Below are 18,961 nucleotides of genomic sequence, written 5' to 3' on the forward strand. Positions count from 1 at the left end.
GTGCTTACCATGCAGGTTCGAGCCGGTTGCGTGGAAGGGCAAGGAATCATGCCGATGTGGCTGCAGGCGCTGATGTGGGGAACTGTTGCCGGAGGGGCGTTGGTCCTTGGATCCGGAATCGCCTGGCTATGGAAAGTCCCGCCAAAGGTTGTATCAACCATCATGGCCTTCGGCGCAGGCGTGCTGATTTCGGCACTCGCCTTCGAGCTCGTCGATGAGGCGGTGGAGGGCGGCGGCCTGTTGCCGACGATCGGAGGATTCCTTGCGGGGGCTGTGATCTTTGTCGGTTCGAACGTTCTCCTGAACCGTGCAGGCGCCAAGCACCGCAAGCGCTCCGGCGGACGGCAGCCCTCCGAGAAGGACTCGCCAGGCAGCGGCACGGCCATTGCGGTTGGCGCACTCATCGATGGCGTGCCCGAATCGGTGGTCCTCGGGCTTGGGCTTCTAGCTTCAGGCACCGTCAGTCCTGCCATGCTCGCCGCAGTTTTCATTTCCAATGTTCCTGAAGGACTGTCCAGCACAGCGGGGATGAAGAAAGCGGGGCGCAGCCGGGTCTATGTTTTTGGAACGTGGACCGGGATAGCCGTCTTCAGCGGGCTTGCCTCCCTGCTGGGATACACGGCGCTGGAAAACGCACCCGAGGCCCTGATCGCCTTCATCACCGCTATCGCCGCAGGCGGCATACTGGCCATGCTTGCCGACACGATGATTCCTGAGGCCTTCGAGGAACACCACAACCTGACCGGGTTGACTGCAGCTGTAGGCTTCCTCACCGCATTCACCATCCATCGCACGGGAGGTTGAGGGGGCGGCACGGGCGGGTGATAAGCCGCTAGGCAGAAGAACGACGGCGGGACGCACCTATGGCGCGTACCGCCGTCGTTCTTTCAGAAGCGGATGTGTACTGCGAAGCTGGCCTCGGGGTGGCCGGTGTAACGTGATGCGGCGTTGCGGGCAGCCTCCGGTATATCGATGAAGCTCCGGGCTGTAGTTGTGAGCCCCGGGTAGTCGTCGAATGCCAAGGTTAACCGGCCGTCAGCAGCGTGCTTGATATGCACCGTGATGACTGTTTTTGGTGTCTCCGGCGGAAGCCCGGCTGTGGTGAGCGAGTAGTAGGGCGTGGTTCTTCCGCGGATATCGGCGGGAACGTTTGCCCGGATGGATCCTTCTTCCTCCAGTTCGGAGAGGCGGGCCTTGACGGTATCTTTGCAGGCTGTGACGCCGTGGGTGATGTCTGATACTTTGCTTGCGCCATTGCGAGCAAGGTAGTTGAGGATTTGGCTTCTGGTGAGTTGGGTTCGGGTGGGGGCTTTGATGGAAGTCGTTGTCATGGCCGTGTCCAAGCGGTCGACTTTTTTGTCATCATTTCCTATGGTCAGGCACCCAAAGGGGCGCATTGAGGCGATGCGGATTCGTCGTTGAACCCGTCCGAATGGTGCGGTGGGCTGCCGTTCGACCCAGCGCTTTAGGGCGCCGGGACCGGTAGGACAGCCCCAAGCGATCCTTCTACGCCATGAAGGTGCCGCATCATGGCGATTCCGGCATCTTGAGCCGAGCCATTTTCGATGGCTTCAAAAATGGCCGCGTGCTCGAGGCCGGATTCCTTCCTCCGGTCCACTACCTGGTTCAAGGTGCTGGACTGGTTGGCCATGGCTTCCTCGATGTCGGAAAGCATCGATGCGAAGACGCCATTGCCACTGCTGCGGGCGATGATCGCATGGAATTCTGAATTGAGGATGACCCACTGTTCCAGATCATCTTCTTCATCCATGGCCCGCAGGATTTCCCGGAGTGATTCGACATCCTGCTGGCTGCGGTGTTCCGCGGCCAAGCTTGCGGCCGGCACTTCAATGTGAGGCCGTGCCTGCAGGAGTTCGCGCGCCGAGTATTTGCCCAGTTTCAGGTCCTGGCCAACTTTGTCGGCGATGACGAAAGTGCCCTTGCCCGTCCGGGTTACGGTCAGGCCCAAGGCGTTTGAAGACTTCAGGGCCTCGCGCACCATGGTCCTGCTGACGCCGAACTGCTGCGCCAACGTGGCTTCCGAATCCAGGCGCGAACCTACTGGAAGGCTGCCGTCTTCGATGGCAGCCCTCAGGGTGGCAAGCACCGCCTCGGCGGCACCGACCCTAACGACTTTGGTTTGTCCAGCAGTCCAGCTGTCCAACAGGCTGATCATGGAACGAATATGGCATGGCTCACAGAGCGGGGCAAGTTGTTACGCGGGGAGTTGCACTGCTTGACGGGAACTCCGGTTGGGTGCAGGAACCAGGAGGCGCGGGCGCTGCGACTGATCCAGCTGAAAGCTAGGGCAACTTTACGAACCTGCCGAGACTCTCCCACGTATGCGTCTGGTTGTTGAGGACCGTTGCAGCGGCACCGGACCCTTTGGCTTCCCTGAGGCCGTACTGGTATCCGGTAATCAAATATTCGTGGAGTTTTCCATCAGTGGAAGATTCCGGTAGGAGGAATGCCAGGTATTCCTTGCCCAACTCAACATCGATGTCGTCCATGATCTTTGCTTGAACGTACTTCGTGTCGCCTGGCTTCCCGCCGTGATTCAAGCCGAGTATCTTGTCCTTTTGTGCCTGATTGAGGCTGCTCCAGTAATCCTCGTAAGTTACGGTTCCGCCGGCGCGGGAATATGTTACTCGTGCACCTGGCTTGACGTCACCCTTGTAAACTTCGCGAATCGTCATCTTGCCAACGGTCTGCGGGAAGACACTTTGGTTCGAAATGGGGATGAATGTGCGTCCGCCGTCGATTGACTCGATATAAACGCGCGCAACGATCGGATAGTTGTTATATCCGTAAAGGGGATCCCCGGGATCCCAGAGAAAATCAATGTCTGTCACCGCCTCCTCAATTTGGTCAAGAGGGATATTGGCGTAGGCATCCTTGGGTTGCATTGATGCAGTCACCCCAGGCTGCTGATCTAATTCTTGCCCGCGCTTCGGCGCTTCGGACGCGCAAGCTGTGAGCCCGACCATTATCGCCAGTCCCGCACATGTCAATGATGGTCCAAGCTTGTTCATTATGCAGTTCTTCCCTTGGACTGTGGATGATAACCAGCAGGATTCAAAGCTTCCGTTATTACCCAACCTGCCATTACGGAGAACTCTGGCTTTCCTGGTAGTCGGCGAAGCCTAGACGTGCTGGCCGTGGGATCAGTCTCAAGGGTCTGCGTGATTATTGTCAATACTTTGATGAGGTTATCAATTGACCGTCTCGAGGGCGCGCTATTCCGATAGTTATATCTTCAGAAGGTGACAAATATTCTGCGTCACATTCTGATTATCACGCACACCTAATAGGTAGCAATGCGTGTTGCAAAATCGACGAAGCGCCAGTTCTGTCAAGCAACCTGGCCGCTGGTTTCCCAACAATGTCGCTAGTTGCCGTTCCCCATCAGCCGCTGCATCTGCTCACCTGCATCGCTGCCGGGCGCCGGTGTGTAGACAACGATGTGGAGATCCGGCCTGTCAGACGGAGAGACCTGGTGGTGCTCCAGCTGCAGTACGCCCACCGCCGGGTGATGGAAAAGCCGTTCCCGGGACTCGAAGCCCAGGATGTCGTAGCGGTCCCAGCTCTCCTGGAACTCCGGGCTGGCTTGCTTAAGCCGTTCAACTTGAAACTCAACATCGGGATCGCCAAGTCGCTGACCGGTCTCGGCGCGGAACTCGGCAAGGAACCGCTTGCTGGTCACGTCCCAATCGGGGAGAAGGTCACGGACGTACGGATCCGTGAACACGAGCCACAACAGGTTCCTATCGGAGGCGTCGAAGGTTCCAATGTTCGGGTACAGGGCCTCGTAGGCCTTGTTCCAGCCGGCAACGCCCCAGTCCGGCGAAAGTGCATAGGCCGGGTTGGGATCCAGGGCGTCCAGTAGCCGTTGCACGTGCGGGGGAGCATCAGCCGCAACGGGCCCCTTTGGCATGGCGGACGAATAGCCGCCTAAGGACAGAACGTAGCTGAGGCCTGTGTCGGATAGATGCAGCGTGCGGGCTACGGCCTCGAGCACCTGCCGGGAAGGGCTGATATCCCGGCCTTGCTCAAGCCAGGTGTACCAGGTGACGCTGACGCCGGACAAAAATGCGATCTCTTCCCGGCGGAGGCCGCGCTCCCGGCTCCGCCCCACTGGAGGAAGACCATAGTCTGAACGCAGGGCTTGGTTCCGGCGCGTCCTGAGGAAAAGTCCCAGCTCCTTGCGCCTCTCATCTTTCACCCGTCCAACACTATTACTCTGGTACTTTCACTACTAGTAGCAACACCGTCTTCCGCGCCATAGCGCACCAAAGCAGGATGGTATACATGCCTGCACTTCGCTCCAGAACAGTTACCCACGGCCGCAACATGGCCGGTGCCCGCGCACTGCTGCGCGCGTCCGGCGTCGCCAACACGGACATCGGTAAGCCGATCATCGCCGTCGCCAACAGCTTCACCGAGTTCGTTCCCGGCCACACCCACCTTGCTCCCGTGGGCCGGATCGTCTCCGATGCGATCCTCGCCGCCGGTGCAGTGCCGCGCGAATTCAACACCATCGCCGTGGACGACGGCATCGCCATGGGCCACTCGGGCATGCTCTACTCCCTGCCGTCCCGCGACCTGATCGCAGACTCCGTTGAGTACATGGTCAACGCCCACTGCGCCGACGCACTGGTCTGTATCTCCAACTGCGACAAGATCACCCCGGGCATGCTCATGGCTGCCCTGCGCCTGAATATCCCCGTGGTGTTTGTTTCCGGCGGTCCCATGGAGGCTGGCCGCGTGACACTCACAGACGGGTCCGTGCGCTCCCTGGACCTGGTGAACGCAATTGCCGACGCCGTGGACGAATCCATCTCCGATGAAGACATCAACCTCATTGAAGAAAACGCCTGCCCCACCTGCGGCTCCTGCTCGGGCATGTTCACGGCCAACTCCATGAACTGCCTCGCCGAGGCCATCGGCCTGGCCCTGCCCGGCAACGGCTCAGTGCTCGCGACCCACACCGCCCGCAAGGCGCTGTACGAGAAAGCCGGCGCCACAATCGTCGAGCTGGTGAAGCGCTATTACGACGGCGACGACGACTCCGTACTGCCGCGCTCCATCGCCACTGCCGAGGCTTTTGACAACGCGATGGCACTGGATATCTCCATGGGCGGCTCCACCAACACGATCCTGCACCTGCTGGCCGCGGCCCAGGAAGCGGGCGTGGACTACGGGCTGGCCGAGATGGACGCCAAGTCCCGCCAGGTGCCCTGCCTGGCCAAGGTGGCCCCGAACGTGGCCGGAGACAAGACCTACTACATGGAAGATGTGCACCGCGCCGGGGGCATCCCCGCACTGCTGGGTGAGCTGAACCGCGGTGGCCTCCTGCACAAGAACGTCCACTCCGTGCACTCCAACGATTTGGACGGCTGGCTGGACGACTGGGACATCCGCGGCGGCAAGGCCACCGAGGAGGCCCAGGCCCTGTGGCATGCAGCTCCCGGCGGCGTCCGCTCCTCCACAGCCTTCTCGCAGTCAAACCAGTGGACCTCCCTGGACACCGACGCTGAGGGCGGCTGCATCCGTTCCGTGGAGCACGCCTACTCCAAGGACGGCGGCCTGGCGGTGCTGCGCGGCAACGTAGCAGTGGATGGCGCTGTGGTGAAGACCGCAGGCGTGGACGAGTCCATCTGGACCTTCGAAGGCCCGGCAGTTGTGTGCGAGTCGCAGGACGAAGCCGTGGAAATGATCCTGAACAAGACGGTCAAGGAAGGCGACGTGGTGGTCATCCGCTACGAAGGCCCCAGGGGTGGCCCGGGCATGCAGGAAATGCTCTACCCGACGTCGTTCCTCAAGGGACGCGGCCTGGGCAAGAAGTGCGCCCTCATCACGGACGGCCGCTTCTCGGGCGGAACCTCCGGGCTTTCGATCGGACACATCTCCCCTGAGGCCGCCTCCGGCGGTGCCATCGCGCTGGTTGAGAACGGTGACATCATCAGTATCGACATCACAACGCGCTCCCTCCAGTTGCAGGTCTCCGACGAAATCCTCGCCGAACGCCGCGAAAAACTTGAAGTCAACGGCGGTTACAAGCCGAAGAACCGCGACCGCCAGGTGTCGCCTGCGCTGCGTGCCTACGCCGCCATGGCATTGTCGGCGGACAAGGGCGCCGTGCGCGACGTCTCTTTGGTGGAAAACCTCTAGGCTACGTTCCGGCCGGGTCCCGAAGCCGGGACCCGGCCTCCGCATAGCTGTCCAGAAGCTTCCGGGCGCGGCCGCCGTCGGCGCCTTCAGCTGCCAGCGCGGACCGCATGTCTTCCAGCTTCTTTCCCGCGGCAGGGAAGGGCGGAAGGAGCGGGATGTCCGGGTCAGTCAGGACCTCCAGGACTGCAGGGCGGTCCAGCGAGAACGCGTAATCCCACGCATCGCCGAGCTTGGCCGGGTCCTCCACCCGTATTCCGGCCAGGCCCAGCAGCTCCGCATAGTCGGCATAAGGAAAGTCCGGGATCTCCTGGCTGGCGTTGAACCGCGGTTCGGCTTCGTTTTCGCGCTGCTCCCAGGAGACCTCGGCAAGGTCGCGGTTGTTGAAAACGCACACCACGAACCGGGGATCGGACCAGTTGCGCCATCGATGCGCCACGGTGATCAACTCCGCAATGCCCAGCATCTGCATCCCCCCATCGCCGGCAAAGGCCACCAGGGGCCGGTCCGGGTAAGCAAGCTTGGCAGCCAGGCCGTAGGGAATCGCGCATCCCATGCTGGCGAGCGTGCCGCTGAGATGGGCCGGGACTCCCGGCGGGAGGGTCAGCTGGCGGGCGTACCAGTAAACGCAACTGCCGACGTCGATACTCAACTGTGCGTTGTCCGGAAGCCTGCCGTTGAGTTCGCGGACCACGAGTTCCGGGTTCACGGGATCTGCGGGTATGTTGGCGCGTTCCTCTGAAAGGTGACGCCAGGCGCGCACCTGCGTTTCGACGTCGGAACGCCACTTGGCCCTTGCGCTTTCCGGCTGGTTGGGCTGCTGATCGAGCCGCTGGGTGAGCTCGGCCAGCGACGCGCCCGCATCGCCCACCACTCCAACCTCCACGGGGTAGCGGTTGGCGATCTGCCGGCCATCAATGTCGATCTGGACAGCTGCGGCAGTACCGGGCTTTGGATAGAACTCCGTCCAGGGATCGTTGGAGCCGATAATCAGCAGCGTGTCGCAGTTGTCCAGGACGTAGGCGCTGGCAGAAGTGCCGAGGTGGCCCATGGTGCCGGCAGCGAAGGGCAGCGTCTCGTCGACGTACGGCTTTCCCAGCAGGCTGGTGGTGATGCCGGCCTGCAGCTTTTCGGCCAGCGCTTGGACCTCGGTCCGGGCACCCCGCGCTCCCTGGCCCACCAGGAACGCTACCCGCTCACCTTTGGAAAGGATCTCGACGGCGGCGATCAGGTCTTCCTCGCGTGGCATCACTCGTGCGGGGTGCCATACAGGGGCGGTGACAACGATTCCGTGCTCATGTTCGAGCTCGGGTGCCTCGGCTGACTGGATGTCGTGGGGGATGATCACGACGCAGGGGGACTTCGTCTCCAGTGCTGTGCGGAACGCGCGATCCAGGAGCATGGATGCCTGTTCGGGAGAGCTGGCGAGCTGTGCAAATTGTGCCGCAACGTCCTTGAACACGGTCAGCAGGTCGATTTCCTGCATGTAGCCCGAGCCCAGGACGGTGGTGCTTTGCTGGCCAATGATCGCCACCACTGGAACGCTGTCCATTTTGGCATCGTAGAGTCCGTTGAGCAGGTGGATGGCGCCCGGGCCTTGGGTCGAAGTCACCACCCCGACGCCGCCAGTGTATTTTCCGTGCCCCACGGCCATGAAGGCGGCTGCTTCTTCGTGCCTTGCCTGCACGAATTCCACCGCATCCTGGGCTCTGCGGAGCGCGCCCATGAAGCCGTTGATGCCGTCCCCGCTGTATCCGAAGACCCTGTCCACGCCCCACGCTTGAAGGCGTTCAACGATGAGATCCGAAACTGTCCGCTGGGCCACGCCGGAAATTCCCTTCGCTAGGTACTATCGTCAATTGTTGACAATTGCTACGCTTGGTTCACTACCTGAAACCGGGCTTCGCATCCGCTGAAAGCCCCTTGAGTGAAGGACCTCCCATGAAGAAGCGACGCCCCGCTACCCTGGCTCCAGAGCCCGTTGAAACATCGCGCACGGGGCACCACTGCCCCAAGACCGGATGGTGGTCTGTCGCGGGAGATCCACGGGCCACGCGCCTCATTATCAAGGGTGAGGTGATGCCCGCCCTGCACGGCACCCCGGCTCTCTGGATCATGCGCGAAGCAGCCGGCATCGTGGGCGAAACAGCCGCCCGTCCCGCAGCCGATTTGATGCCAACCTCATAGCAGTCAGCCCTTCTTCCGAAGGCCGGCCTGCTCCACAAGTTCGGTCAACCAGGGCCGGTGTCCTCTATGGAAGACCATCCCTTCCGGAAGCCCCTGCACGGTGGGAACGGAATCCGCGATATCGATGGTTACCCGGCCACCACCCATAGGCGCATTGGTGATATGCAGGTCCCCGTAGGACGCCGGCAGTTGGGGATCCATCCAGAACCCGCCACGGGACACATGGGCGTCGTATCTCATCAGGCTGGTGACCAACTGGATGGGCGAAGTGGCTGCCCACGCCTGCGGTGAGCACGCGGTGGGATACGGTACGGGCTCGCTGTATTGCTCCCGGCTGAAGCCGCAGAACAGCTCCGGCAGGCGACCCTCGGAGTAGTCGGCAGCTTCGAGCAGCGCCGTCGAAATTCGTTGGGCCTCTTCCACGAACCCGTAGCGCATCAGGCCGGCGGCAATCACGGCGTTATCGTGCGGCCAAACAGAACCATTGTGGTAGCTGGCCGGGTTGTATGCGCCCATGTCGGTTCCGAGGGTGCGCACTCCCCAGCCGCTGAACATCTCAGGAGACATCAGCCGTTCGGCCACGAGCGGCGCCTTGTCTTCGTCCACCAACCCCACCCAGAGGCAGTGGCCCATGTTCGACGCGCAAGCGTCAACCTGCCGTTTCCTGCCATCCAGAGCGATGGCGTAATAGCCGCGGTCGGGCATCCAGAATTGCTCGTTGAACCGGACTTTTAACTCCGCTGCCCGATCGGCTAGTTCCCGCGCCAAAGGTGCGTCTCCGGCGTCGTACGCTATCCACGCCCGGGCCATGTACGCGTCATAGACGTACGCCTGAACCTCGCAGAGAGCGATAGGCGGCTCCGCGAGGCGCCCATCCGCAAAATTGATGCCGTCCCACGAGTCCTTCCAGCCCTGGTTGATCAGCCCGCGGTCATTGAGCCGCTGATACTCGACGAATCCATCACCGTCCCTGTCGCCATAGTCCCGGATCCAGTCCAGGGCCCGGTCCGCGTTGGGCAGCAAGGCCGCAATGGTGTCCTTGGCGAACCCCCACCGGCTGACCGAACCCAGCAACACGACGAACAGCGGAGTGGCATCGATGCTGCCGTAGTAAACGGATTTGCCGCCGAGCGACAGACCGCTGGAGACGTCCAGCCTGACCTCGTGCAGGATCTTCCCGGGCTCTTCCTCGCTGATGGGATCCACCACCTTGCCCTGCCGGTCAGCAAGCGTTTGCAGAGTGCCCAGGGCGAGGGAAGGATCAACGGGCATGGCCATCTCCGAAGCCCAGAGGGAGTCGCGGCCAAACAGCGTCATGAACCACGGCGCTCCTGCTGCCACAACCACCCTGTCCGGGTGCGTGGGGTCTTCAATGCGTAGGGCGCCAAGATCGTCATAGCTGCGCCGCAGCGTCCTCTCGATGGAGTGGTTGCCCATGTGCAGCACGGGAATTTTGGCCACCCATTCCTGGCGACGCTGATCGCTGCGGGATAGTTCGCCGACGGCGGGACGCACCACAGGCGCCGCAGGCGCCCCTCCCTCGGTTCCGGGAGCAATGGTGACCACGGTGCTCCAGTGCCCGCGTGGAGGGATAGTGGTCCGGTGCCTGAGGCCTTCGCGGGTCGCCTCGGCAACATCGGAACTTACGACGACGGACTTCCGGACATCCTGCCAACGGGAGCGGATGGTCAGTGTGTTGTGTTGGTACACGCGGGACTCCTCCCACTGCCTCTGGACCCGCGCTTCCTTGACTTCGAAAACGTCCGCGAAGTCCGCGCCCACTGCAAATTCGACCAAACATTCCACGGGTTCCATCGAATGGTTGCGGACGGTCACATGCTCCACCATTCCCACGCCTACTTCCCGCAAGCGCTCCACGATCAGCGGCGTATCCGCATACCCGTCAGATCGTGTGACGCGCCCGGCAAAGGCTGCCCTGTAAGGCTCTTTTGTCTGGGCGGTCAGTGGCTCCAGCGACTGGCCGTTGATGGTGAGGACCCAATCGGACAGGACCCGGGTGTCCTGGAAAAACATGCCGTGGGGATGGTCCGGGTGAATGTCCCCATTGGGCAGGGAGATGCAGAAGGACGTGCCTTCCACCAAGGTGACAGTGCCGGCGCCGAGGGGTCCGGCTGCTGTATCCGCATTCCATCCAGCCACTGTAAGGCTCCTCTGAGAACCAAGGGCGGCCAGTCCCTGTACCGGGCTCCCGGCTGTCCTGCTACATCGTCACCTCGACGGTACTCTTGCCTGGCTGCCGGGGCTAGGGCCTTGATGGCTGTTGCTTTGCGCTGTGAATCCGGGGGCCGTCAGCCTTGGGAGGCGACCAGCAGATCGTAGTCATCGTCGATGTGGAAAAGCCGCCGTTCGCCGATGCGGTCTATGACCCAGATCGTTTGTCCGTCCGCAGTCCGGTCATCCACGGTTCCCCTGTGGTACTCAAAGCCGCGCAGGCTGAGGGAAACTACATCTCCGGCTTCCAGGGAGTTCCAGAGCGATATCCTCCGGCTTTGCGCGCTGCACGCGGCAGGAGTACTTTCCAGGCTGCTTTTCCAGATGAGTTTCATGGGGAGTGTTCTCCTTGGTGACGGGGCCGGCGTGGATGACAGGGCGTCGGGGTGAATATTTCTCCATTAAGCCTATCGTCGATTGTTGACAATTGCTAGGATGGAAACTGTGCTTTCCAAAGACGGCAGGCACGTTCAAGAGGGCGCAGTCCCAGAAGGAGAATCCATGATCAAGGCCACTGTCATGAGCGACGCAACAACGCAGGACCCGGGGGAGCACATCCCGAAAGCAACCACCAGCACACCTGGCCAGACTGAGGTCTCGTTCCGCCTGTGGGCCCGCGACGGCCACAAGACGGGCATCTGGGAGGTTACGCCGGGCGTGTTCAAGAGCACGCGCCCCGGTTACGACGAGATCTGCCAGATCCTCAGCGGCAAGGGGACCATCACTGAAGAAGACGGAACCAGCTTCGACATCGGCCCCGGAACGTTGTTCGTTACTCCGGCGGGATGGACGGGCACCTGGACCATCCACGAGACGCTGCGGAAGATGTGGGTTGTCACGGACGTTCCCGCAAACTAATTCCATAAAGGAAGGGCCCGGTTCACAATGAACCGGGCCCTTCCTTTATGGGGACTTTCCTAAGCGGTAATTCCCGTTGCTTCCGGGCTGGCAGTGAGGTCCTCTACGGCCTTCTGCATGTGGCGTTTGATAGCCTGCTGAAGTCCGTCCCGGTCACGCGCCTCAAGGAGGTCCAGGATCATCTGGTGTTCCTGCACCAGCGCGTCAATGCGGGGATACGCCACCTCCAGGCTCAAAATGCACATCCTGGATTCCGCGGCAAGAGTCTCATAGATACGTATGAGCCGCGTGTTTCCGGTGCCTGAAACGAAGGCGGTGTGAAACTGCATGTCGAGGCGCGCAATGGCCTGCCAGTCGGAGGCTGCAACCTGCTTGGCCATATTCCGGATGATGCCCTTGAGCTCCCGGCACGTGTCCGCCACGTGCTCCGGGTCCGAGTCCAACAGCGTGTTGGCAGCGGCCAACTCCACGGCTTCGCGAACGGCGTAGATCTCCTTGACGTCCTGCGTGGAAAGCTCAAGCACGAAGACGCCGCGGTTGCGCTTGCTCACGAGGATGCCCTCCTGGCATAGCCGCTGGAGTGCCTCGCGGAGCGGACCCCGCGAAGTGTTCAGCTGGCTGGCCAACGCAGACTCATTGACCTGCTGTCCAGGGCTGAACGCCCCTTGGACAATGAGCTCACGCAGCTGGTCAGCGATCAGCTGTGCCGTGGGCCGGCCTTCCAATACGAACATTCCCTCCGGTGCCGCCATTGACATCCCCTCATTCCATGCTTCGGCAATTTGAAACTGCTAGACCGCTATTGCGGTGTACTTGTACTCCAGGAATTCTTCGATTCCAATTTTCCCGCCCTCGCGTCCGAGTCCGGATTGCTTGACGCCGCCGAACGGTGCCGCGGGGTTGGAAACCAGGCCGGTGTTCAGTCCGACCATTCCAACTTCCAGTTCCGCAGAGAACCGCAGTGCCTTGTCCATGCTCTCCGTGAATACGTACCCCACCAGGCCCCACTCGGTATCGTTGGCCAGGCGGAGGACTTCGTCCTCACTGTCGAACGCGGTGATCGCGGCGACGGGGCCGAAGATTTCCGTGCTCATCAGTGCGGCGTCCATGGGCACGTCCACCAGGACGGTGGGGGTGTAGAAGTAGCCGGGGCCTTCCGGACGGCTTCCGCCGGTCAGCACACGCGCTCCCTTGGAGACCGCATCTGCAACGAGGCTTTCGACCTTTTCCAGGCCCTTCTGCTCGATGAGGGGCCCGACGTCGGTGCCAGTCACAGCGCCGTTGCCTACCTGCAATTCTGACATCTTTTTGGAGAACTTCTCGCCAAATTCCTCTACCACTGAACGGTGGACGAAGAAGCGGTTTGCTGCCGTGCAAGCCTCGCCCATGTTCCGCATCTTCGCCTTCATGGCACCGTCCACGGCTTTTTCGATGTCTGCATCGGCCAGGACGATGAACGGGGCGTTACCGCCCAGTTCCATGGAGGAGCGCATCACGTTGTCGGCCGCCTGCTTCAGCAGGACCTTGCCCACTTCGGTTGAACCGGTGAAGCTGATCTTGCGTGCGATGCCGCTGTCGGTCCAGGTCCGAACCACCGTGGAGGCGGTGGACGTCGTCACAACATTCAGCACGCCGTCGGGAAGACCGGCCTCCTTGAAGAGGGCGACCAAGGCCAGCGACGTCAGCGGCGTCAGCTCAGCAGGTTTGAACACCATGGTGCAGCCGGCAGCGACCGCGGGAGCGATCTTGCGGGCACCCATGGCAAGCGGGAAGTTCCACGGAGTGACCAGGACTGAGGGGCCAACCGGTTCCTTGGTGATGAGGATGCGGGTATTTCCATCAACGGAGGCCGCACTGTCACCACCAATACGGACAGCTTCTTCCGAGAACCAGCGGAGCATTTCGGCGCCGTAGGCCACCTCGCCCCTTGCTTCTGCCAACGGCTTGCCCATCTCCGCGGTCATGATGGCTGCGAGCCGGTCCGTGTTGGCAATGACCAGCTCAAAGGCGCGGCGGAGAATATCGCTTCGTTCGCGGGCCGTGGACTTTCCCCAGGCAGCCTGGGCACGTCCGGCTGCCTCGATGGCCAGGGCAGCGTCTTCAGGACCGCCGTCGGCAACGTGGGCAATCACTTCGTTCGTAGCAGGGTTCTCAACGGCGAAGGTGGCACCACTGGCTGCCTTCTGCCACGTTCCGTCAATGAACAGGTCCGTTGGGATGGTGGTGGGATCAAAGGAGGTGGTCATGGTCGCTCTTTCAGTGATCAGGGGGCTAGTGATCGGGGCTAGGAGGTGGCCGTCTTGAGCGCTTGCGTGAACTTGGACAGGCCTTGCTGAATTTCATCGCTGCTGACATTCAGGGCGGGGATGAGGCGAATGACGTTGCCATGCGGACCGCATGTGAGGAGCAGGAGCTCTTCCTTGATGGCAGCCTGTTGGACGGCGAGGGCAGTTGCCGCATCCGGGGTGTTGTCGGCGGCGGTGAATTCGACGCCCTGCATCAAGCCGCGGCCACGCACATTGCCGATTCCCGCGAATTCCGTTTTCAGGTTGTCCAGTCCTGCCCGCAGTTCGTCACCGCGCAGCAAGGCGTTCTCCACGAGGTTCTCCCGCCGGATCACACCCAAAGTTGCGACGCCGGCTGCTGCCGCGACTGCGTTTCCGCCATAGGTTCCACCCTGGGAACCAGGCCACGCCTTGCCCATCAAATCGGCGGAGGCGGCGATTGCGGAGATGGGGAAGCCACTGGCAAGACCCTTGGCGGTGATAACGACGTCGGGGCTTATTCCTGCCCAGTCGTGTCCCCAGAACTTGCCGGTGCGGCCGACCCCGGCCTGGACCTCGTCCAGAATGAGTATGATGCCGTGCTTGTCGGCGCGCTCACGCAGGCCTTGGAGGAATGCGACAGGCGTTGGGATGTACCCGCCATCACCCAGGACTGGCTCGATGATGAAGCCGGCGGTATCGCTGGGGGCGCTGATGGTCATCAGAAGGTGGTCGAGTTCCTTCAAGGCAAATTCGACGGCGGTGGCTTCGTCCCAGCCGTATCGGTACCAGTGCGGGAACGGGGCAACATGCACTCCGCCCATGATGGGGGAGAACCCGGAGCGGAACTTGGTTCCCGCGGTAGTTAAGGAGGCGGCCGCTACGGTGCGCCCGTGGAATCCACCTTGGAAGGAAATGATGTTGGGGCGACCGGTTGCCATACGGGCCAAACGGATGGACGCCTCGACTGCTTCGGAGCCGGAGGTTGCGTAGAAGACGCTGTCCAGGCCCTGGGGCAGGACGCCTCCCAGGAGTTCCGTGAGCTCCAGGAGGGGCTTGTGCATCACGGTGGTGTACTGGGCATGGACAATTTTGCCCACCTGTTCGCGGGCTGCGGCCACTACGTCCGGGTGGCAGTGGCCGGTGCTGGTGACGCCGATTCCGGTGGTGAAATCCAGGTATTTCTTGCCGTCTGTGGCGTGGATCCAACTACCGGACGCGTAGTCCACGACCACTGGAGTGGCCTGCTTCAGGATGGGGCTAAGTGTTGCCATGGCTTCATACTTTCTTAGTAACTGTAGATTGTCAACAATACGCGATTCGCGGGCCGTTAGCCCGCGAATCGTGTGGTGGTGCTTACTTTTTGAACCGCTGTGGGCGGACGAAGTCCAGCCCGTCGAAGCCGCCCTTGCCAAGTGCTTCGCTGGCAGCAATCTGGCCGTAGCCGGAAGCCATCTTGAAGCCGGCGCCAGAGAAGCCGGTGGCGGAGTAGATCCTGCCCGGCTCAGTAAAGAAGCCAAGGAGGGGTTGCGAATCCGAAGTGAACAGATCCGGGAAGGCATCCGAACGGACGATGCTGGGAACCAGGTCCGGGAAGAATTCCGTCACCGTCTCAATGGTTTCCGCAATCTCCGCCTTGGTCAGCTCCCTGGGCACTGAGTCCGCGGAGGGGGTTGGTGCACCGCGGCCATCGAGGGTGGCTTTCACGGTGACGCCGTCCACCGCGGGCGCCCCATACATGGAGCGTTCACCGGAAATCCTGATGAAGATGGGGAACTTCTCCGGGGTGAACCGGGTTGCGTCGCGGGCGACGAACCAGCTCAGGAAAATCCTGCGGGTATCCGTGTGCGCCTTCAGGTAATCGGGCATGAGCTGCCGGGACCACCCACCCGAGGCGATGATCACCCGTTCGAATGTCCAGGACTGTTCGCCGGAGGTGACCACAACGCCGTCGTTGGTTTCGGTGATGCTGCTGACAGGAGTATTGCTGAGGACCGTGGCCCCGTTGGCCTGTGCCGCTGCAACCGCTGCGGTAACTGCCCGATCCGTGCGGAGTGCGCCCCCGAAGGGATCGTAAACGGCGACATCGTCAGCCCGGAGATTGTGTTGCGGGTAGCGTTCGGCCATCTCCTCCCTGCTGAGGATCTGGTGGCTCGCTCCGTTGATGCGGGTGGTTTCCAGCAGCTTGGGAATGTATGGTCCATCAGCAGTACCGATGGAGAGTCCGCCGCAGCGGGTGAGGATGTCCTGTCCCGTTTCTGCTTCGAGCTCGGCCCACAGATCCCGGGAGCGTTCCAGGATGGGGTAGTAGTCCGGCCTTCCCCTGTAAAGCATCCGGAAAAGCCGGGTGTCGCCACCCACCGCACTTCTGCCATGGCCCGGGGCGTGTGCTTCAAAGCCGACCACGGAATCGGACAGTCGTGAGGCCTGCCAGAGCGCCATGCTTCCGATGCTGCCCAGGCCGATGACGGCGAGTTTTCCATCCATCGCTTACAGCACCTGCTTCAGGAAGGCCTGGGTGCGTGCTTCCTTGGGGTTCTTCAGGATCTCCCGGGCATCTCCACGTTCCACCACGTAGCCCTCATCCATGAAGATCAGGGAATCGGCCACTTCGCGGGCGAAGCCCATCTCGTGGGTGACTACCACCATGGTCATGCCCTTCTTGGCGAGGTCCTGCATGACACCGAGGACTTCCCCTACCTTTTCGGGGTCAAGGGCGCTGGTGGGTTCGTCGAACAGGATGATTTCCGGATCCATGGCCAAAGACCGGGCGATGGCGACCCGCTGCTGCTGCCCGCCGGAAAGCTCGGCCGGGTAGCGGTCACCGAAAGCGCCGAGGCCCACGCTGGTGAGCAGTTCCTGGGCGCGCTTGGAGGATTCCTTCTTGTCGGCACCCTTGACCAGGACCGGACCGGACATGACATTCTCGCGGGCAGTCATGTTCGGGAACAGGTTGAACTGCTGGAAGACCATGCCTACCCGTGTACGTTGCTGGGCAAGCTTCTTAGGGGGCAGCGCGTGGTAGGCGTGGTCGGTCTCGTAGTACCCGAAATCGTCGCCGTTGACTTTCAGGATTCCGGAGTCCACAGTCTCCAGGCCGTTGATGCAGCGCAACAGCGTGGACTTTCCGGAGCCGCTGGGTCCGATGATGCAGCAGATTTCACCGCTGGCGATATCGAGGTCGATATCGTGGAGAACGGTCTTGTGCCCAAAGGACTTACGAATTCGGCGGGCGTGGATTGTGCCGTCGGTGCTCATCGTGCGATGCCTTCCGGTGCGGTCAGGGTGACTTTCTTGGACTTGCGGGGTACCCGGGCGGAGGTGTGGGAGTACTTCTGTTCGAGCTTGGACTGCGGGTAGCTCAGCAGCAGCGTCATCACCAGGTACCACAGGCTCGCCACGATCAGCAGCGGGATGGTCTCGTAAGTACGTGCGTAGATGAGCTGGGCGCTCTGCAGAAGTTCCGCAACACCCAGGACACTGACCAGGGATGTTTCCTTGAACATTCCAATGACCTGGTTGCCGGTGGCCGGAATGATCGATGGCATGGCCTGGGGAATGATGATCTTGCGCATCTTCGTAGAGGCGCTCATTCCCAGGGAGTCCGCGGCTTCAATTTGTCCCTTGCCCACCGAGGAGAACCCTCCGCGGATGATTTCTGCCATGTACGCGGCTTCATTCAACGTCAAACCGACCAAGGCTGCGGTGATCGGACCCATGAGTGCATTCGTGTCGATTGCGGTGCCGATGTCGGTAAACGGGATCCCGATGGTGAGGTTCGGGTACAGGGCGGAGATGTTGAACCAGAAGATCAGCTGGACCAGGACCGGGGTACCGCGGAACAGGGTGATGAACGCCCCTGCTGTGGCCGCGATCGGCTTGACGCTCGAGGACCTCATAATCGCAATGACCAGGCCCAGGAGGGTACCCAGGGCCATGCTTGCGAGCGTAAGGAAGATGGTGAGCATCAGCCCGCGGAGGATCGATTCGTGGGTGAAATACTTGGCCACCACGTCCCACTTGAAGTTGGGGTTGGTGGAGACCGAGAAGAGGATGCCCGCGCCAAACAGGATGGAAACCACCCAGGCGACGTATTCAAAAGTGCTTCTGCGGCGAAGGCGGGGCTTGAGTGCCGGATCAATTCCGTTCATTGTCGGTTTGCTTCCGTTACTGATGGTTTGCACCATGGGAGCACCTCTCCTAGTTGAGTTTCGCATCCGTGATGGCTCCGGCATCGAGGCCCCAGGTGGAGAGGGACTTCTTGTATTCCGGGCTGTTCAGGACCGACTGGATGGCGGCCTGGAGGGCGGGAGTCAGGGCAGATCCCTTTTTGACACCGATTGCGGTGAGGTCGCTGGATCCGACGTTGATCTGGGGGGTCAGGATTGTGAACGATTTGGGCTGCTGCTTCTCGGCCCAGGCGAGGGAGGTTGTGTCGTAGAGGATGCCGTCGATCCGCTTGGATGCCAGCTGCGTCAGGGCTTCCTGGACGTTGGGCAGGGTCACGGCGTTGATCGCGGGCTGTCCCTTGGAAGTGCAGGTCTGCTCCGAGAGGGCCGGGAGTCGCTTGAGCTGGCCCGTCGAGCCCTGGGTAACGGCAATGTTCTTACCGCACAGTGTCTCGTTGCTGAGCTTCAGCGGGTTGCCTGCGGCCACGGCCACTGAGTTGCCGGCTTTGAAGTAGTCGATCATGTCCAGGACCTTCAACCGCTCAGCGGTCTTGGACATGGTGGTGGCGGTGAAGTCGTAGCGCCCGCCGTCCAGGCCGGGGACGATCGTGTCGAACTTGGTGTCCTGGAACTTCAGCTTCAGGCCGAGCTTCTTTGCCACCAGGCGGGCAATGTCCGGGTTCAGGCCGATCGGTGTCGAGTTGTCTTCAGCGAGGAACGTCGTCGGCGGGTAGTGCAGGTCCATGGCGACCGTCAGTTCACCCTTGTCCTTATAGGACGCCGGCAGGAGGCTTACGGCCTTTTCGTCGGGCTGGACGCCCTCGGAGATGTCTGTAGTGTTCGTGGTCTTGCTCGCGTCCGGGGAATCGCTGCTGTTGGCTGTTCCACCACAGGCGCTCAGGGCGAGTAGTACGGCAAGTCCTGCGGCTGCAGTCTGGGCCTTGTTACGAATCTTCATGGTGCTTCCCTTCGAGGGAGTCGGTCACTGGGGAGGGAGAAGTTCTAGGTTGCAATGTGATCCGGATCTCTCCGTCATCTAATGCAATGCAACCCCCTCAACAGTAGATTGTCAACAATTGACAG

18 protein-coding genes are annotated in these 18,961 nt (G+C 61.5%); 4 read left to right on the forward strand and 14 right to left on the reverse strand.

Annotated features, from left to right (window positions below; all coding sequences use genetic code 11):
• Positions 1-48: 48 nt before the first annotated feature.
• Positions 49-804 (forward strand): ZIP family zinc transporter, encoded by a 756-nt coding sequence (locus LDN82_RS01435; protein WP_224166099.1) that lies wholly within the window; start codon positions 49-51, stop codon positions 802-804.
• An 83-nt stretch (positions 805-887) separates the two neighbouring features.
• On the opposite strand, the gene LDN82_RS01440 is transcribed toward LDN82_RS01435, so the two are convergent.
• The 4 genes from LDN82_RS01440 to LDN82_RS01455 form a co-directional block, all read right to left on the reverse strand.
• Complete coding sequence (locus tag LDN82_RS01440; RefSeq protein WP_224094833.1) at positions 888-1,331, reverse strand: hypothetical protein; 444 nt, start codon at positions 1,329-1,331, stop codon at positions 888-890.
• Between the two features lie 134 nt (positions 1,332-1,465).
• Positions 1,466-2,173, reverse strand: coding sequence for a FadR/GntR family transcriptional regulator (locus tag LDN82_RS01445; protein WP_224167436.1), 708 nt, complete (start codon positions 2,171-2,173; stop codon positions 1,466-1,468).
• Positions 2,174-2,303: 130 nt separating this feature from the next.
• Positions 2,304-3,032, reverse strand: a complete 729-nt coding sequence (locus LDN82_RS01450) for a hypothetical protein (protein WP_224166100.1) — start codon at positions 3,030-3,032, stop codon at positions 2,304-2,306.
• Positions 3,033-3,388: 356 nt separating this feature from the next.
• Entirely contained in the window at positions 3,389-4,222 is an 834-nt protein-coding gene (locus LDN82_RS01455; RefSeq protein ID WP_224166101.1) for a helix-turn-helix transcriptional regulator, read from the reverse strand.
• 86 nt (positions 4,223-4,308) lie between these two features.
• Here LDN82_RS01455 and ilvD point away from each other — a divergent pair, with 86 nt between their 5' ends.
• Positions 4,309-6,171 (forward strand): dihydroxy-acid dehydratase, encoded by a 1,863-nt coding sequence (ilvD, locus tag LDN82_RS01460; RefSeq protein WP_224094837.1) that lies wholly within the window; start codon positions 4,309-4,311, stop codon positions 6,169-6,171.
• A gap of 1 nt (position 6,172) precedes the next feature.
• Here ilvD and LDN82_RS01465 read toward each other — a convergent pair whose 3' ends face one another.
• Positions 6,173-7,993: a thiamine pyrophosphate-requiring protein gene (locus LDN82_RS01465; RefSeq protein WP_224166102.1), complete on the reverse strand. Its 1,821-nt coding sequence runs from the start codon at positions 7,991-7,993 to the stop codon at positions 6,173-6,175.
• A 116-nt stretch (positions 7,994-8,109) separates the two neighbouring features.
• Here LDN82_RS01465 and LDN82_RS01470 point away from each other — a divergent pair, with 116 nt between their 5' ends.
• Positions 8,110-8,355 (forward strand): hypothetical protein, encoded by a 246-nt coding sequence (locus LDN82_RS01470; protein ID WP_224094841.1) that lies wholly within the window; start codon positions 8,110-8,112, stop codon positions 8,353-8,355.
• 3 nt (positions 8,356-8,358) lie between these two features.
• On the opposite strand, the gene LDN82_RS01475 is transcribed toward LDN82_RS01470, so the two are convergent.
• Both LDN82_RS01475 and LDN82_RS01480 read right to left on the reverse strand, forming a co-directional pair.
• Positions 8,359-10,515 carry a glycogen debranching N-terminal domain-containing protein gene (locus tag LDN82_RS01475; protein WP_224166103.1) on the reverse strand — a complete coding sequence of 719 codons (2,157 nt, stop codon included), beginning with the start codon at positions 10,513-10,515 and terminating at the stop codon, positions 8,359-8,361.
• 149 nt (positions 10,516-10,664) lie between these two features.
• Positions 10,665-10,922 carry a hypothetical protein gene (locus tag LDN82_RS01480; protein ID WP_224094845.1) on the reverse strand — a complete coding sequence of 86 codons (258 nt, stop codon included), beginning with the start codon at positions 10,920-10,922 and terminating at the stop codon, positions 10,665-10,667.
• Positions 10,923-11,088: 166 nt separating this feature from the next.
• On the opposite strand from LDN82_RS01480, the gene LDN82_RS01485 reads away from it, so the two are divergent.
• Positions 11,089-11,445: a cupin domain-containing protein gene (locus tag LDN82_RS01485; protein WP_224094847.1), complete on the forward strand. Its 357-nt coding sequence runs from the start codon at positions 11,089-11,091 to the stop codon at positions 11,443-11,445.
• Positions 11,446-11,504: 59 nt separating this feature from the next.
• Here LDN82_RS01485 and LDN82_RS01490 read toward each other — a convergent pair whose 3' ends face one another.
• From LDN82_RS01490 to LDN82_RS01520, 7 genes are all read right to left on the reverse strand, one after another.
• Positions 11,505-12,197 carry a GntR family transcriptional regulator gene (locus LDN82_RS01490; protein WP_224166104.1) on the reverse strand — a complete coding sequence of 231 codons (693 nt, stop codon included), beginning with the start codon at positions 12,195-12,197 and terminating at the stop codon, positions 11,505-11,507.
• A gap of 39 nt (positions 12,198-12,236) precedes the next feature.
• Positions 12,237-13,691 carry an NAD-dependent succinate-semialdehyde dehydrogenase gene (locus LDN82_RS01495; RefSeq protein ID WP_224166105.1) on the reverse strand — a complete coding sequence of 485 codons (1,455 nt, stop codon included), beginning with the start codon at positions 13,689-13,691 and terminating at the stop codon, positions 12,237-12,239.
• 38 nt (positions 13,692-13,729) lie between these two features.
• Positions 13,730-14,983: an aspartate aminotransferase family protein gene (locus LDN82_RS01500; RefSeq protein ID WP_224166106.1), complete on the reverse strand. Its 1,254-nt coding sequence runs from the start codon at positions 14,981-14,983 to the stop codon at positions 13,730-13,732.
• An 82-nt stretch (positions 14,984-15,065) separates the two neighbouring features.
• Positions 15,066-16,196 (reverse strand): FAD-dependent oxidoreductase, encoded by a 1,131-nt coding sequence (locus LDN82_RS01505; protein ID WP_224166107.1) that lies wholly within the window; start codon positions 16,194-16,196, stop codon positions 15,066-15,068.
• Positions 16,197-16,199: 3 nt separating this feature from the next.
• A complete protein-coding gene (locus LDN82_RS01510; RefSeq protein WP_224094850.1) occupies positions 16,200-16,967 on the reverse strand; it encodes an amino acid ABC transporter ATP-binding protein in 768 nt (255 codons plus the stop codon).
• Positions 16,964-17,860 carry an amino acid ABC transporter permease gene (locus LDN82_RS01515; protein WP_224094851.1) on the reverse strand — a complete coding sequence of 299 codons (897 nt, stop codon included), beginning with the start codon at positions 17,858-17,860 and terminating at the stop codon, positions 16,964-16,966. The genes LDN82_RS01510 and LDN82_RS01515 overlap by 4 nt, the downstream gene beginning before the upstream one ends.
• A 49-nt stretch (positions 17,861-17,909) precedes the next feature.
• The gene (locus LDN82_RS01520) at positions 17,910-18,836 is read right to left on the reverse strand and encodes an ABC transporter substrate-binding protein (RefSeq protein WP_224094852.1); all 927 of its coding nucleotides are present in this window, start codon (positions 18,834-18,836) and stop codon (positions 17,910-17,912) included.
• Positions 18,837-18,961 lie beyond the last annotated feature (125 nt).

The sequence above is a fragment of the Arthrobacter sp. StoSoilA2 genome (assembly GCF_019977195.1).
Lineage (GTDB): Bacteria > Actinomycetota > Actinomycetes > Actinomycetales > Micrococcaceae > Arthrobacter.

Bases quoted from the DNA above. Each gene is read 5' to 3' on its own strand.
- ilvD (WP_224094837.1), top strand. From the start codon at position 4,309: ATGCCTGCACTTCGCTCCAGAACAGTTACCCACGGCCGCAACATGGCC.
- LDN82_RS01510 (WP_224094850.1), bottom strand. From the start codon at position 16,967: ATGAGCACCGACGGCACAATCCACGCCCGCCGAATTCGTAAGTCCTTT.
- LDN82_RS01485 (WP_224094847.1), top strand. From the start codon at position 11,089: ATGATCAAGGCCACTGTCATGAGCGACGCAACAACGCAGGACCCGGGG.
- LDN82_RS01480 (WP_224094845.1), bottom strand. From the start codon at position 10,922: ATGAAACTCATCTGGAAAAGCAGCCTGGAAAGTACTCCTGCCGCGTGC.
- LDN82_RS01520 (WP_224094852.1), bottom strand. From the start codon at position 18,836: ATGAAGATTCGTAACAAGGCCCAGACTGCAGCCGCAGGACTTGCCGTA.
- LDN82_RS01500 (WP_224166106.1), bottom strand. From the start codon at position 14,983: ATGGCAACACTTAGCCCCATCCTGAAGCAGGCCACTCCAGTGGTCGTG.
- LDN82_RS01490 (WP_224166104.1), bottom strand. From the start codon at position 12,197: ATGGCGGCACCGGAGGGAATGTTCGTATTGGAAGGCCGGCCCACGGCA.
- LDN82_RS01450 (WP_224166100.1), bottom strand. From the start codon at position 3,032: ATGAACAAGCTTGGACCATCATTGACATGTGCGGGACTGGCGATAATG.
- LDN82_RS01435 (WP_224166099.1), top strand. From the start codon at position 49: ATGCCGATGTGGCTGCAGGCGCTGATGTGGGGAACTGTTGCCGGAGGG.
- LDN82_RS01495 (WP_224166105.1), bottom strand. From the start codon at position 13,691: ATGACCACCTCCTTTGATCCCACCACCATCCCAACGGACCTGTTCATT.
- LDN82_RS01515 (WP_224094851.1), bottom strand. From the start codon at position 17,860: ATGAACGGAATTGATCCGGCACTCAAGCCCCGCCTTCGCCGCAGAAGC.
- LDN82_RS01470 (WP_224094841.1), top strand. From the start codon at position 8,110: ATGAAGAAGCGACGCCCCGCTACCCTGGCTCCAGAGCCCGTTGAAACA.
- LDN82_RS01440 (WP_224094833.1), bottom strand. From the start codon at position 1,331: ATGACAACGACTTCCATCAAAGCCCCCACCCGAACCCAACTCACCAGA.
- LDN82_RS01505 (WP_224166107.1), bottom strand. From the start codon at position 16,196: ATGGATGGAAAACTCGCCGTCATCGGCCTGGGCAGCATCGGAAGCATG.